Genomic DNA, 15219 nt, shown 5'->3' on the forward strand with positions numbered 1-15219 from the left:
TCATCCTGTCTGCACTCTCGGGCACGTTTCGGGTCCGCTGAAATGCTCTATTTTTTACGCGCATCTCGTTCCGAAAACCAGTTCCCACTTTTCGGGACGCGCTCTAGATATCCAACTCTTCCACAAAAGCCGCACGGTCCTGAATGAAACGGAAACGGGCCTCTGGCTTGGTGCCCATCAGTTCATCCACGGTGTTGCGGGTTTCATCGACATAATCTTCGTCCACCTGAACACGCAGAAGCGTGCGCTTCTTTGGGTCCATGGTGGTTTCCTTGAGCTGTTCGGCACGCATTTCGCCAAGGCCTTTGAAGCGACCGATTTCCACTTTACCACGCCCGGTAAACATGGTGCGTAGAAGCTCATCCTTATGCGCTTCATCACGCGCATAAGCGACCTTTCCACCCTGGCTTAGGCGGAAAAGCGGAGGCACAGCCAGATAGAGATGACCATTGCGGATCAGGTCCGGCATTTCCTGATAAAAGAAGGTGATGAGCAGCGATGCGATATGTGCACCATCGACGTCAGCGTCGGTCATGACGATGACGCGATCATAGCGCAAGTCGTCTTCCCGATAATTTTTGCGCGTACCACTGCCGAGTGCCTGCACAAGATCACTTATCTGCTGGTTTGCCGTCAGTTTTTCGCGCCCGGCGCTGGCAACATTCAAAATCTTGCCGCGCAATGGCAGGATAGCCTGATTGGCGCGATTGCGCGCCTGCTTGGCTGAACCACCTGCCGAGTCACCCTCGACGATGAACAGTTCTGCACCGGCTGCGGCATTCTGCGTGCAATCGGCAAGTTTGCCGGGCAGGCGCAGCTTGCGCGTTGCGCTTTTGCGAACTGTTTCTTTTTCCTGACGGCGACGCAAGCGCTCGTCGGCGCGGTCGATCACCCATTCCAGCAGGCGAGATGCTTCCTGCGGAGAGGCCGTGAGCCAATGATCGAATGGATCACGGATCGCATTCTCCACGATGCGCTGTGCCTCGACCGTGGCAAGCTTGTCCTTGGTCTGACCGACAAATTCCGGCTCGCGAATGAAAACCGACAGCATCCCTGCAGCCGATACCATCACGTCATCGGTGGTTATGATCGAAGCGCGCTTGTTGTTGGTCAGTTCCGCATAGGCTTTCAGCCCTCGCGTCAAGGCAATACGCAAACCTGCTTCATGTGTGCCACCATCGCCGGTCGGGATAGTGTTACAATAGGAGTGGACGAAACCGTCCCCACCAAACCACGAAACGGCCCATTCGACGGCGCCGTGGCCACCTTGTTTCTCGGTCTTGCCCGCGAAAATCTCGCGCGTGACCTGATGTTCCTTGCCAAGCGAAGCCTCAAGATAGTCCTTCAGGCCACCAGGGAAGTGGAACACGGCCTTTTCAGGTGTTTCCTTCTTTGGGTCGAGCAGGGAAGGATCGCAGTTCCAGCGGATTTCAACCCCGCCAAACAGATAAGCTTTCGACCGCGCCATGCGATAAAGACGATGCGGATCGAACTGGGCTGTCTTGCCGAAAATATCAGGGTCTGGATGGAACCGGACGCGAGTACCGCGACGATTATGCACTTCGCCGAGCTCTTCCAGCCCGCCTTGCGGAATACCCCGCGAGAAACGCTGGCGATAAAGACGGCGATTGCGCGCGACTTCCACTTCCAGCATGTCAGAAAGGGCATTCACCACAGAAACACCGACGCCGTGCAGACCGCCTGACGTCTCATAGGCCTTGCCGTCGAACTTGCCGCCCGCGTGCAGTTTGGTCATGATGACTTCGAGCGTGGACTTCCCGGGAACCTGGGGATGTTCATCCACAGGAATGCCGCGTCCGTTGTCCGACACCGTGACAAACCCGTCGGCATCGAAGCTCACTTCGATGAAATTGGCATGTCCCGCGACAGCTTCATCCATTGAGTTGTCGATGACTTCGGCAAAGAGATGATGGAGCGCCTTTTCGTCCGTGCCGCCAATATACATGCCGGGACGCAGGCGCACCGGCTCCAGCCCTTCCAGAACGCGGATGGATGATGCGTTATAGTCGTCGCCTGCCGATGAAGCAGGCGGCGCCTTGGCCGTTACCGGCTTTGGAACAGAGAGCGAGGGCGCTGCCACTGGCTGCGCAACAGGCTGTGGTGCCACAGGCTTTGCGCTAGGCTTTTCCCCCTGGCGCCCCTGTTCTTGTTCCCGTTCTCGGGCCCGGGCATTGTTGACCACTCTCGAGAAGAGATCGTTGCTATCGTCCATCTGTTCCGAAAAGCTCTCTATCTGAATTTCAGGAGGTCTTTGCCGAGCCTGCTCGCCATCGACCGGAAAATACTGTTCGCGAATCAACTGAATGATGCCATGCGCGCTCACGAAAGGCGACTAAAGTTCGCCTTACGTTCCGTTTCCGCACGGCTTTTTCAAAGGGTTTTGTTCAGAACGGAACTGATTTGCACCAGAAAGAAGGCGAAAGTCAAACAAGCAGGACATTTCCGATCAAATTGGATGGAAACGCTACCACAGTTCGCATAGAGCGATAGCGGGGAATATTCAGAATACCGAGAGTTTGAAATGCAAAACAGCGCGACAAGCGGCATGGAAGCGCACGTTAAGGGCATGGCGATCATGGTGCTCTCGGTGCTTTTGCTGCCGCTGATGGACGCCATCGGCAAATGGCTCGCCATGGTGGATAATATGCCTCCTGCCACTGTCACCTTCATGCGTTTTTTCATTCAATGCTGGCTGATGTTCTTTATCCTGCTCATCGTTGGTGGTTTCGCTGCGCTGCGAACACAGTATCTGGCCGGTAATCTCATCCGCGGAGCCTTGATGGGGTTTGGTGGGCTCTGCTTCTTCACGGCGGTCAAATATATGCCGCTGGCTGATGCTATGGCCGTCTTCTTCGCCGAGCCGCTTATTCTGACGCTCTTTTCGGCAATTTTCCTGAAAGAAAAAGTGGGCTGGAGAAGGTTCAGCGCGGTCGGCATCGGTCTCATCGGCACGATGATCGTGATCCAGCCGAGTTTCGAGATATTTGGTGCTGTCTCGCTTCTGCCGTTGGCGACAGCCGTAACCTTTGCCATCTACCTGATCTTGAACCGAAAATATGGTGCGAAGGAAAGCCCGCTGGTCATGCAGTTCTATGCGGGTGTGGGCGGGTGGGTACTCGCTGGCGTTGCCGTGATTTTCGGAACTGCGGCGGGGCTTGGTGATCTGAGTTTAGGTCTGCCGCAAGGCATTCAGCCTTGGCTGCTTTTGCTGCTTTTGGGGACGATCGGAACCGTCAGCCATTTGATGGTTGTGCAGGCGTTCAAGCTGGCACCGGCATCCATGCTGGCACCGTTCCAATATCTGGAAATCGTCAATGCGGTTCTGGTCGGCCTGATCGTGTTCGGCGATTTCCCGACACCGTCGAAATGGTGCGGCATCGCGATCATCGTCGGATCGGGCTTCTATGTTTTCATGCGCGAGCGCCGTGTGAAAGTCGACGCCGTGGCCTGAGGCAGAGCTAGAGCGGTTCCAGTTAAAACGGAATCGTGGGACCGCTCTATTTCTTTATTTTACGCATTACCCAACGCAAAACCGCTTCGCACTTTTGCTGGAAATGCTCTATTTCAGCTGACGGGCTCCGAAGACCGTCTCGAACGCTCTTCCCAAAGCGACGTCCATGTCGCCCATTGTTACCGGCAATCCAAGGTCTACAAGGCTGGTAACGCCATGTTCCGAGATTCCGCAAGGAACGATGCCGGAATAATGGCTGAGATCGGGTTCGACATTGATGGCTATGCCGTGAAAGCTCACCCAGCGACGGAGGCGGATGCCGATAGCAGCAATCTTGTCTTCACACATGCCGCCATTGGCAAGGCGCGGCTTTTCAGGCCGTGTAACCCATACGCCGACACGATCCTCACGACGCTCGCCTTTGACGTTGAACTCGGCAAGGCTCTCGATGATCCACTGCTCAAGAGCTGTCACGAAGGCGCGCACGTCCTCGCGGCGGCGTTTCAGGTCGAGCATCACATAGACAACGCGCTGGCCAGGTCCGTGATAGGTATATTCTCCGCCGCGCCCCGTGTTGAAGACAGGGAGACTGTTCGGGGTCAGGAGATCGTCTGCATTGGCGCTCGTCCCTGCCGTGTAAAGCGAGGGATGCTCGACCAGCCACACCAGTTCATTGGCAGTGCCGTCCCGGATGGCCTGGACACGTGCTTCCATGAAAGTGAGTGCTTCTTCATAATCCGTCAGCCCTTCGGCAACGACCCAATCGACCGGAGCCGCATCAGCGGCGACAGGCCGGAAATGTGCCTCCAGCGCATCGCGTTCACGCGGCTTTTGTGAAGCTGTCTCGAAAATGGGGAAGGCGGAATTATTCGTCATGATGGCACCATATGGCGGTTTTGCAGCGCGACCGCCAGATGGCAAAATGCCTCCCCGATCAATGAATCGCGAGCGGTACTTCCTTTTCACAGCGATTGCGTCCTGCCTGCTTGGCCCGATAAAGCGCGCGGTCAGCGGCATTGACGAGATGGCTATAATCGGGATGACCGTTGAATGCTGCAACCCCGATGGACAGCGTTACAGACTGGCGTGCGCCATCGGGAAGGTTCAACGGTTGTTGTGCTATCTGTCTGCGAAGCTCTTCGGCGATTGTAAAAGCTTTGTTCTCGTCGGCTTCTACGAGAGCGACGAGAAACTCTTCGCCACCATAGCGGAACACGAAGTCGCTCGGGCGGCAAAGCGACAGGATCGCTTCGGCCACCTGCTGAAGGACTGCATCGCCACTGCTGTGTCCGTATGTGTCGTTAATGTTCTTGAAATGATCGATATCGATCATCAAAACGCTCAGATCCATGGCCTTTTGCGAGGCCATGCGCACTTCACGGGTCAGGATCGAAGGCATGAAACGCCGGTTTAGAGCACGTGTCAGTGGGTCACGACCTGTTTCCATCGCGGCGGCCGCCTGAAATAATTCGGATAGCAGGAATTTCACTTCACCGATCTTGGTTTGAAACTGTGCCAACGAAGCCGCAAGGCCGGCGGGGTTGTCCTTGCGTGCGCTGTTGATGGCAGGCAGGAGAACATTGTCGATATGTTCTACATTCCGGCGGATGTTTTCCAACGTACCGGAGTTGGAGAACATCAGATCAGCCTTGTGTTGCAACCACAATCCGAAATCCGAGCTTGCGAGCGAGTGAAGCGGACTATCGGCATTGCCGTAGAGGTTGAAGAGAAGCGACTGGCTCCATTCCATAAGCGCTGCACGTTGCGATTCGCGTTCAAGCGGAAAATCGTGACTTAGCGTGAAAGCCCGGTAGGCTTCGTCGGTCTGGGCACTTTCGCGCGCGTCCTTGACGAAGGCTTGGCTCATGATTTCGATAGCGATGTCGATGGCATTGCTGACATGCACGATCAGGCGCGCCAGAACCTCTCTTGAGGCAACTTCCACTTTCAGTTGACGGACGATTTCGTTTTTCAGCAGGCGCGCGCCTTGCATGACGACGTGGATCGGCACATCGATGCGGGCGTGAACCTCGCCAACCTTGCGCTGTTCACGAATGAATGCCTCAACATCGTCGGCTGTTCTCTGGAACATTTTCAACAGCCAGTCGCTCAGTGAATTGTGCAAACGTTCCTGCACCATTTTCTGGGACAGGAATGTCGCTGCATCACGATTGTTCATAAGGCGATTATAAAAAACACCGACAAACTGCTCGCGGTGACGGCCAATCAGATCACGGAGAAAGAGAGCATGTTCTTCGGGCAGGCCGCTGACCAGCTCGACCCATTCGGTCTGGGTTGCGCCCAGTCCAGTTTTCGATCCCCATGTCATGTCGATTTCAGAGGTCGAATAGTCCATGTTCCTGCTCCTTGCGATGACCGCAAAGCTCCGCCCGCTACCGGTGCTGGACCGGTGCCGGATCGGCCTCGCGGATTGGAGATTCTGCGGCTTTCCCTTTGCTTGGAAAGGGCTGCGTGCGAATTCAACAGGCACCTAATATCCCGACTTTCTTAAAAAGTCTCTCCGCAAAATGGCGGGTTAGTAATTGGGTTTAATTGGCAGCGCTTTTTGTAGAGTGCGGTCGAGATTGATAGAGCGTCGTAAGATTAAGTGACTTTACCAAATGGTTGTTTGGCCTACCTATCTGCGGGCAAGATTCCAATTCTGGCCATCTCTGGAAAGGACTCCGGAATGAGATTTACGTTAATTTCTGCGGCTCTCGCGCTCTTTGCGGTTACCGCTGTCGCTGAAGCAGGCACACCGGTTGCTCCGGCTCCGATTCCGGCTGTAGCCGCCAATAGCACTGGTTCGGCCATTCAGGTCGACTATCGCTGCCGTCGCGGCATGGTTCGCACGCCGAGCGGTCGCTGTGTTACGGATCGCCGCTGGCGGGATGATCGTCGCGGATGGGATCGTCACTCACCACGTTATTATCGCGAACGGGATCGTGATCGCCGCTGGCGCCATGATCGTGATCGTCATCGCGACAGAATCTATATCGAGCCACGTCGTCGCGGCCCGCACAACTAACAAAGAAAAAGAGCAGCGATTTCGCTGCTCTTTTTATACCGGCTCGGCTTGTGTGTCGGAAAGACTGTCAAGTTGCGGAAATACATCCGCTGTCATAGGGGCCAGGACGTCAATCACCAGTCCATCTGGCGCGAAGTTGATGTCGCATTTGGCCCTGAGTTCGCCCGTGAGAACGGAATAGAGCAGCCGCTGGCCGAAGCCACGACGGGTAGGGCGTTCGACTGCAGGTCCTCCGTCTTCAACCCAGCGCATATGAAATTTTCGCTCGCCCTGCCTTTCGAGCACATCCCAGCTGAATTGGACCGTGCCGTTTTCATTGGAGAGCGCGCCGTATTTCACGGCATTGGTCGCGAGTTCGTACAAACCAAGCGAAAGCGAAACCGTTACACGGTCGCTTACCACGAGTTCTGGACCACTGGTTCGGATTCGATGACCGAACGTGCTGTTGAAAGGGGCGAGGGCAGTTTCGCAGATCTGGCTGATCGTTGTGCCCGTCCAGTCCTCCCGAAGCAGCATGTCTTGAGCCTGACTAAGCGCTCGCAGCCGCTCGCTGAATAGTTCGTTCGCGGTTTGCGGATCGGTGGCATTGCGCAAGGTCTGGTTGGCGATTGATTGCACCATTGCCATTGAGTTTTTGAAACGGTGCGAAATTTCACGGGTCACAAGTGCCTTGTCAGCCTCGGCTTTTTTGCGTTCGGTGACGTCGATGACGATACCCAGAAGCGCAGGTGATTTGCCGAGGAGAGCTTTGGCTCGTGTTTCCACCCAGCGCACCTGTCCCAGCCTGTTGGTAATGCGATATTCGACCCGGAAAGATTTGCCTGTAGCAAAAGATTCCTCCGAACGCTGGATAAGCGTTATCCGGTCTTCAAGCATCACCATGTCGATGATCTTGTCGTAGTTGACTGGTTCGTCCGGCGTCAGTCCGAAAATGCGACGATATTCGGCCGAGCAGCTAATCTCCCCGGTCGTGTAATCCCGCGTCCAGAAACCGACATTCGCCACTTCAACGATATACTGGAGTTGATCGCTGCTACGCTGCTTTTCAATTGAGAGCGTTTCGCGTTCTTTTTCGAGCTCAACCAGTTTGCCGAGTTCCAGCGTCACATCAAGCTGCGACGAAACGAAGTGATGAAGTTCGCCATTCTCGGTTTTGACCGGGGAGATATGAAGTCGATTCCAGAACGGCTCGCCAGATTTCTTATAATTGAGAATATCGATCTCAACGGACTGTTCGGCTTCCAATGCCGAATGGATGATCTCGACATGTTTCGGGTCTGTGCCAGGGCCTTGAAGAAAGCGGCAGTTCTTCCCGATGATTTCGTCGGCCTCGTAACCAGTGAGGTTCTGGAAGGCCTCGTTTGCAAAGATGATCGGATTGTCCGGCAGACGCGGATTTGTGATGAGCATTGGCATGGGCGTCAGTTCAACCGCTGCCGTGAAGGGATTCGCTTCCTGGGAGAAAGATGCTCCCAAAACTTTCACGGACGGCTGTACTCTTGTTGCCAATGCAAACCCCACTCGCTGAAAACGCTTACAAGCTGTCCTAATTCACGCAAGTTATCTCATTGTCGCTTAATTTGCGAACAAAAATAATGGAGTAGCTCGAACGAAAATATTGGATCTTTCGTTAAATCATTGATGGAATGGCCATGCATTGCGACGTGAAAATAAGGCATGCACATAATTTACCGACAATATTCAGCGTGCATTCATAAACGGAAAGCAATGATGGCATCATTGAAATGGAGAAGCACAGGATGAACACCTTCAAAAAGATGATGGTTGGCCTCGTCGGTGCAAGCTTTCTGATCGGCGCAATGGTTCCGGTCTCGGCTGCACCTGTCATGCCAACTGCGCCTGCGGCGAGTAATGAGAATGTTCAGCAGGTCCGCGATGACCGCTGGCGCCGCGGGCCAGGACATGGAAACTGGGGTGGACACCGACCTGGGTATCGTCCGGGCTGGCATGGTCGTCCTCATCGTCCGGGACCTGGCTATTGGAATGGACACCGCGGTTATCGGCACTACCGTCATGGCTATCGTCGCAGCAATGATGGGTGGTGGTATCCGCTCGCAGCTTTCGGCGCTGGCGCAATCATTGGTGGTGCAATTGCAGCTCCGCCGCCCCCACCGGTCTATCGCGCGCCTGCTTATGGTTACAGCAACTCGCATGTCCAGTGGTGTTATAATCGTTATCGGTCCTATCGGGCTTCCGACAACACTTTCCAGCCGTATAACGGTCCCCGTCAGCAGTGTTATTCGCCATACTGACAGTGGAAATTTGTTAAACTCAATGAAGCCGCCCTTCATGGGCGGCTTTGTTTTTGTGGACTAAGTCTATCAACTGTATCCGTGAGTAATTGTCATCCATATCAGTGCATTCTAAAAGGCGGCGGGATAAGATTCCGGGGTGCATTTGTTGAATCGCTTTCGGTCTCCCCATTTCATAACGAAGCGCTAAAGGAGACGGGATGCGCCAGATTTTACCCAAGGCTTTGGCCGGTATAGTTATACTCGGCATACTGAGCGTAGTACTTGGTTCCTGGTACACGATTGACGAAGGTGAGCGCGGCGTTGTTTTGCGCTATGGGGCGGTTTCCGGCGTTGCACAACCGGGGCTGGGCTTCAAAATTCCGGTGATCGATTCGATTGTGCGAATATCGGTGCAATCCAAGGCTGCGATCTATAACAGCATGGAAGCCTATAGCCGCGATCAGCAACCAGCTACGATGAACCTGTCGGTCAATTATCGCATTCCGCCAGACCGTGTGGAGGAAGTCTACGCGACCTACGGCGGTGAAGACGGCCTCTTGTCCCGCCTTGTCGAGCGACGCGTTTTTGAGGAAAGCAAGACTGTTTTCGGCAAATTCAATGCTGTGGAAGCCATTCAGGAGCGTAGCCGTCTCAATCAGGAAATTGCTGAGGCAATTCAGAGCAGTGTACGCGGTCCGGTTATTATCGACACGGTGCAGATCGAGAATATCGATTTTTCGGACTCCTATGAGCAGTCCATCGAACAGCGTATGTTGGCCGAAGTTGAAGTGCAGCGTCTCCGCCAGAATGCAGAGCGCGAAAAGGTACAGGCTGAAATCACAGTGACGCAGGCAAAGGCGCAGGCAGACGCACGCCGTGCCGAAGCCCAGGCTCAGGCCGATGCGGTTCGTCTGCAGGCGGAAGCCGACGCAGAAGCGATAAGGATAAAGGGTGAGGCAGAAGCAACTGCCATCAAGGCGCGTGGCGATGCGCTTCGTGACAATCCGGGTCTTGTCGCACTGACGCAAGCAGAACGATGGGACGGTCAGCTGCCAAGCACGATGCTACCGAATGGAGCAATACCCATGCTGAACCTGAGCAATTCCCAGACGCAGCAGAAATCACCTGACTATTGATATAGTTGCAGAGAGACCAGCTGGGTCGTGACTGTCACGTTTGACGCACATCCCGAAAAGCGTTTCATCCTTTTCGGGATGTGTTCTACCCCCCACGCTGGTCATAACCTTCGACGTTTTCTCCATCCATTTTCTGGCGCAGGTGCTGCTTTAGCTTCATGATCTTGTCTGCGTCCCATCCGGTCACGTCGGTGACTTCCAGCCACGCATTGACATAGTGTTCCGGAGCATAGACATGCCCGTGTCCTATCGGTGTGGCGGTCCCAAAAGCCATATCTAGTGCCAATTGCAGCATGGTCACGACAGGATACCACCGCAGCTCTGGTGAAACATCCGGTCCGCGCGGTGCCTGCATCCAGTCAGGTTGACGATAGAACGATAGACTGTCGAAGAATGTCACCGGATCGCTGGCATATTGCAGATACACCACCCGCAACGGCCCCCAGCGGGTTCCATTTCCCGGCGCTTCACCATTCTGATTCATGAAACGGGCAAAGGAGCCGTCTCGGAACACTGGTAGCCATTCTGGAGTTCCAGGGTTTCTTCGTCTGGTCATGGCTTTCCAGTCCCTGCTCGGGAAAGGTGGCCCGCTCCACAAGGCACCGTTGATTGGATCGTCAAGCATTTCGAAAAGCTCGGCTGAGACTTCAGAATTCATCGCCCCAAGGCTCAAGCCATAGAGATACAGACGTGGGCGCTGATCGTGCGGAAGTCTTTTCCAGTAATTATAGACGGTTATGAACAGAGCTCGAGACGCTTCTGCTCCGTATTCCGGTTGAAACAACAACGACAAGGGACTGGAAAGATAGGAATATTGCATGGCAACGCTGGCCACATCGCCATTGTGCAGAAACTCCAGTCCGTCCATGGCTGCTGGATCTACCCACCCTGTACCGGTTGGAGTGATGACGACCAGCACAGAACGTTCAAAACCGTTCTGACGCTTCAGTTCCTCAAGTGCCAGTTCGGCTCTTTGTTCAGGCGTATCGGCTACTTGCAGACCTGCATAGACCCGTATCGGGTCTATAGCCTTTTCGCCAGTCAAGGCAGCAATATCGGCAGCTCCGGGACCTGAGGAAACGAACTCACGTCCAGCTCGCCCAAGCTCGTTCCAATGCAAAAGCGAAGCGGCGCTGCCAGTCTCGTTCGGTGATGTCGGTTGTGGGCGGTCCGGTTCGATCAGAGCGTCAAACTCGCGAAACGAACGATCCAGAACCTTGAAAGTGGACTGGATGAGCAGGCCGTTGGCGATGGTCCAGATGAGCACAACAGTGATCGTAATGCCCAGGACATTGGCTAACCGGAGAGGCATAACGAGTTGTATTTTGGCGGAGACGAATTTCCCTAGTAGAATGAGAAAGCGAACCAGAATTAGCAGAACCAGAAATGTCAGCACAGCTAACGCGGAGACACTCATTGGATAGGCGCTGGGCACCGGCTCCATATCCATGACTGCACGAACTGAATTCTGCCAGCCCGCGGCAAAATAGAGTGCCACGACGGCCACGGCGAGACAAACCAAACCCACCACAAGATTGGCCCGACTGCGCAGCCGATTCCGGGGTTCAGGCAATTCCAGATAATGCCATAGCCAGCGCCACAATACGCCGATGCCATAACCGGCTCCGAAGGCGACACCTCCGAGAATTCCCTGCATGACGTAGGTTCGCGGGATAAGGCTGGGGGTGAGGGCTGCGGCGAAAAACAGTGTTCCGAGCGCGATACCCACGCCGGACAAGGAACGTCGGAAATGAGAAAATGCCTTGGTGGCCAGAGACATGAAGCACCACGCAGATTAAGTCATTGGAATGAAACTAGCTGTAGCAAGAGCGGGCGGCAAGGCCCGGCACGGAGAAGCAGGAGCTGAATAGTCCTGGTTAGGCGCCTCGCGATTCAGAATCGCCCTTCTGCTCAGGGTGTTAAGTATCCAAATGAGCATGAAAAGCGCCTGTTTACCGGCATATGGAAGAGGCGGTCTGGCATGGAGTATCCCAGACCTGTGATTTTTTTGAATTTATGTTGAAGAAACCTGATTTTATGGTGTTGACCAATCCGTAAGCCACCCTTATGTTCCGCCGCACTTCCGGGGGCGATTTGCTCCTACAGGGAGCGCGTAGCTCAGCCGGTAGAGCAACTGACTTTTAATCAGTAGGTCCAGGGTTCGAATCCCTGCGCGCTCACCAACAAAATCAATACGTTAAATGAATAATTTTGGGGACGCGACTGCGCTAAGCAGCAAATAGGCAGCAAGGCGATTGAGTATCGAATCGCGTTCATTATGCTCCGTCTCGTCGTGTTGCCTTGCGGTAAAGGCGGTGTTGTCATGTGGCAGTGTGTTATTGATTAACGGTGCCCGGCTCCCCCCCCCCCCCCCCCCTTATTTAAAAGCAGGGGGAGGGCAATAAAACCAATTTCATGAGATGAGGCGTCGCGTCCCACACTGACACCCATTATCCGTTCTTGCATAAAGATAATGCAAGGTGTTGCTGAGATTGGTCAATGTTTATGCGCCCACTATGCTGATTACAAAATAGGCGAGATTGCGTTGCCGGTGGGAGAGTTTTCCCCAACAGTTTATCACAGCCTCCTGATACGACAGTAAATCTTATAGCAACGCGAGTATCATTGATGTTTATATGGCCCAAACGTTAGCGCTTTGACTATCAAAAAAAGTATACATAATATCTGAACCAGACGTTTTCTGGTATTTCGCTAAAAGACCGTCAAAAGATCTCAATTTTTCTTTATCTGGTTGATAGACGCCAAAATAAATGTGCTTTGCTTTAGATTTAAAAATTGCCTTATAAATATGTGCATCATTTTCATCTGCGCTATGGCCGTATATGAAAATTGATGCTGCATTCTTTGTTAATTTATCATAGCAATACCGAAGATAGTTGCTAGAATTAATCTTTTGCATTTTTTGCATCGATGTGCCTTCGGCAACATATATTGGAAAAATGCGCTTGTTCTGAATAGTATTTGTTATAGTTTCTATTACTCCTCCACCGTAGTCCAGCGCTTTGATTACATCACCCGTTCCGTTATCGAACAGGTGGAGGCCACCATGGATATTGAATAGCTCACAATGGGCAGTTTCTGAAAAGGGGCCAAGAAATTTTCCGTTCCGCGTACCTAGGCCGAAACCATCTCTAAGTCTCGTCTTTTCCAGATTCACCCAGTAGAGAAGTAGATCATAATTCAACGAATAAACGGAATCGAAGTGATCGAGAAATTTCGCGCTGCTTTCGTACTGAAAGCCAAGGTCCTCTCGATGTGCAGGATGGGTGTTGTTGATGGCCTGCACCAACGCCTCCCGAACCTCTTGCGCGCTTATCTCCAACTCCCGCGCGTGCGCTTCATTGCCATAAGCTCTCTCTACGATAACTGCTCCTTCGATGGCACGAACGACCGATTCAAAGTCTACAGTTTTCAACGCAGAAAAAAGATTGCTTAGCGGCGCACCTTCCTCAATGCCGGATACGCTCAGGAGACTGGCATAATTAAAATACTGTGCGGAGAAACCATTGCCTATGAGCAATGCCCGATCCTCGTTTTCAGTTTTACTTATAGCTTCTTCGAAGCTGATGATATCTGGCATCGGCTCACTTTCGGCAGGTAACTGGTTAAGTAATTGTAGGTTGCATTGCAGAGGGTCATGCTCAATCAGATGTCCACCACTCAGTCAGTCGCAGCTTGTCCACATTAAGCTCTTTCTGTTGTTCCGCCAGTTCTTATCAAAACGGTAGCTCGCAAAACTCACGCCAAATAGAATATCAACGGTTAAAGAGCTGTCTTTTTCTCCAATATTGACTAAGAAGGCTGAAATGGGGAAGGGGAATCAAGGCGATGAATTCGGACAGCATTCAAACCAGTTTTAATACGGTGCTGCAACTGATTGACGGCACGTCATTTGCGCTGCCTGTTTCGTCGGCATCCCCGTTGTTTATTGTTGGCCCAAATGGGGCAGGTAAATCCGGGTTAATGTTTTTCCTTTATCGCGCAAATCACACTACGGCGGTTCGGATCGCGGCCCACCGGCAGAATTGGATGGAAAGCAACTTTGTTCCATTCTCGCCTCACGACAAAGTTAATACTGAAAATACTATCCGTAACCAGGACAGCCAATCGACAGCACGTTGGAAGGAGTGGAGTTCATCTGCTCGTAGTGGGCTTATAATAGCCGATCTGATTGATGCCGATAATGCACTTTCTCGAAAAATCCGCGAAGAAATAATCAAAGGAGATACTGCACGAGCTGAAAAGATAGCTGCTTCGCCATCGCCAATAGATATAATCAACAATTTATTCTTAGGATCAGGTATTCCCATTAAGATAGCGATAACTGATAGTAGTGCGATCATTGCACACAAGAATGGTGGTCCAGCTTACAGTATCGCCTCACTTTCTGATGGTGAACGCGCAGCGTTATTGATTGCTGGCACAATATTAACTGCCAAGGCAGGATCATTGATACTTGTCGATGAACCAGAGCGACATTTGCATGCATCTATAGTGACCCCATTGCTGTTACAGCTTTTTAGTCAGCGACCGGATTGCACGTTTGTGGTGTCGACGCATGAACTCAGCCTGCCAGTAAGCTGTCCTAGCGCCAGAACGGTATTGGTTCGCGATTCGAGGGTAGTGAATGAGGATGTGAGCAACTGGGACTTGGATGTACTCGAACCGGGTATTGAAATTGATGACGCGACGAAGGAAGCAATAATAGGCTCTCGGCGCAAAATGCTCTTTATAGAGGGTACACAGAGCAGCTTGGATAAGCCGCTATATGAAGTGTTGTTTCCGGGGGTTTCGATCTTTCCTCGCTCGTCTTGTCGCGATGTTGAGCACGCTGTAGCGAGCCTTCGCGATAGTAGTTCCGTAGTATGGGTACAAGCTTATGGTATCGTGGATCAAGACCAGTTATCGCCGCAAAAGAAGGCAACATTAGAAGCGCGAGGAGTTTATCCGCTATCAGTATATTCGGTCGAGGCACTTTATTACCATCCCATGATCGTGGAGGCCGTGGCAAAGAGGCAGTGCGATCTCATCGATGGGAATGCAGAACAAATGACATCACAAGCTTGGACGAGTTTGTTAGAAAAAGTCGCTCTGCAAGTAGATCGATTGTCCGCACGCATGACAGAACAGGCGGTTAAAGACCGGATTAGCCTAGAGATGCCTGACTGGAAGATGATACAAGCGGGAAAAGACGTCTCTATAACAGTTGATGCGCAAGCGCTGTTTCAGTGTGAGCGCAACGAATAGCCCACGTCTTTCGTGATTGACGGAATGGGTTTCCGGCTGGCAGTCAAAACTTTTGCTTTG

Annotated in this window: 11 protein-coding genes and 1 tRNA gene; 6 read left to right on the forward strand and 6 right to left on the reverse strand. The window is 52.8% G+C overall.

Translation table 11 applies throughout. From position 1 onward, the window contains the following. Positions 1–103: 103 nt before the first annotated feature. Positions 104–2233: a DNA topoisomerase IV subunit B gene (gene parE / locus FG152_RS02775; protein ID WP_010658856.1), complete on the reverse strand. Its 2130-nt coding sequence runs from the start codon at positions 2231–2233 to the stop codon at positions 104–106. A gap of 309 nt (positions 2234–2542) precedes the next feature. On the opposite strand from parE, the gene FG152_RS02780 reads away from it, so the two are divergent. Next, entirely contained in the window at positions 2543–3472 is a 930-nt protein-coding gene (locus tag FG152_RS02780) for a DMT family transporter (RefSeq protein ID WP_029375964.1), read from the forward strand. 108 nt (positions 3473–3580) lie between these two features. Here the strand turns inward: FG152_RS02780 and lipB are convergent, their stop codons facing one another. After that, complete coding sequence (gene lipB, locus FG152_RS02785) at positions 3581–4348, reverse strand: lipoyl(octanoyl) transferase LipB (protein WP_029375963.1); 768 nt, start codon at positions 4346–4348, stop codon at positions 3581–3583. Positions 4349–4406: 58 nt separating this feature from the next. Beyond that, positions 4407–5828, reverse strand: coding sequence for a GGDEF domain-containing protein (locus FG152_RS02790; protein WP_010658853.1), 1422 nt, complete (start codon positions 5826–5828; stop codon positions 4407–4409). 333 nt (positions 5829–6161) lie between these two features. Here FG152_RS02790 and FG152_RS02795 point away from each other — a divergent pair, with 333 nt between their 5' ends. Next, the gene (locus FG152_RS02795; RefSeq protein ID WP_010658852.1) at positions 6162–6500 is read left to right on the forward strand and encodes a hypothetical protein; all 339 of its coding nucleotides are present in this window, start codon (positions 6162–6164) and stop codon (positions 6498–6500) included. Positions 6501–6533: 33 nt separating this feature from the next. Here the strand turns inward: FG152_RS02795 and FG152_RS02800 are convergent, their stop codons facing one another. Next, on the reverse strand, positions 6534–7976 hold the full coding sequence (locus FG152_RS02800; RefSeq protein WP_010658851.1) for an HWE histidine kinase domain-containing protein: 1443 nt from the start codon (positions 7974–7976) through the stop codon (positions 6534–6536). Between the two features lie 284 nt (positions 7977–8260). Here FG152_RS02800 and FG152_RS02805 point away from each other — a divergent pair, with 284 nt between their 5' ends. Continuing rightward, positions 8261–8773 carry a BA14K family protein gene (locus FG152_RS02805; RefSeq protein ID WP_010658849.1) on the forward strand — a complete coding sequence of 171 codons (513 nt, stop codon included), beginning with the start codon at positions 8261–8263 and terminating at the stop codon, positions 8771–8773. Positions 8774–8973: 200 nt separating this feature from the next. Then, on the forward strand, positions 8974–9891 hold the full coding sequence (locus FG152_RS02810; RefSeq protein ID WP_010658848.1) for a prohibitin family protein: 918 nt from the start codon (positions 8974–8976) through the stop codon (positions 9889–9891). An 85-nt stretch (positions 9892–9976) separates the two neighbouring features. Here the strand turns inward: FG152_RS02810 and FG152_RS02815 are convergent, their stop codons facing one another. Then, positions 9977–11671, reverse strand: a complete 1695-nt coding sequence (locus FG152_RS02815; RefSeq protein ID WP_010658847.1) for an alpha/beta hydrolase — start codon at positions 11669–11671, stop codon at positions 9977–9979. A gap of 327 nt (positions 11672–11998) precedes the next feature. On the opposite strand from FG152_RS02815, the gene FG152_RS02820 reads away from it, so the two are divergent. Next, positions 11999–12074, forward strand: a tRNA-Lys gene (locus FG152_RS02820). A gap of 449 nt (positions 12075–12523) precedes the next feature. Here the strand turns inward: FG152_RS02820 and FG152_RS02825 are convergent. Then, positions 12524–13492 (reverse strand): DUF4917 family protein, encoded by a 969-nt coding sequence (locus tag FG152_RS02825; RefSeq protein ID WP_498985216.1) that lies wholly within the window; start codon positions 13490–13492, stop codon positions 12524–12526. A gap of 248 nt (positions 13493–13740) precedes the next feature. Here FG152_RS02825 and FG152_RS02830 point away from each other — a divergent pair, with 248 nt between their 5' ends. Then, on the forward strand, positions 13741–15159 hold the full coding sequence (locus tag FG152_RS02830; RefSeq protein ID WP_498985219.1) for an AAA family ATPase: 1419 nt from the start codon (positions 13741–13743) through the stop codon (positions 15157–15159). Positions 15160–15219 lie beyond the last annotated feature (60 nt).

The organism is Ochrobactrum sp. XJ1 (assembly GCF_024701725.1).
GTDB lineage: Bacteria > Pseudomonadota > Alphaproteobacteria > Rhizobiales > Rhizobiaceae > Brucella > Brucella anthropi.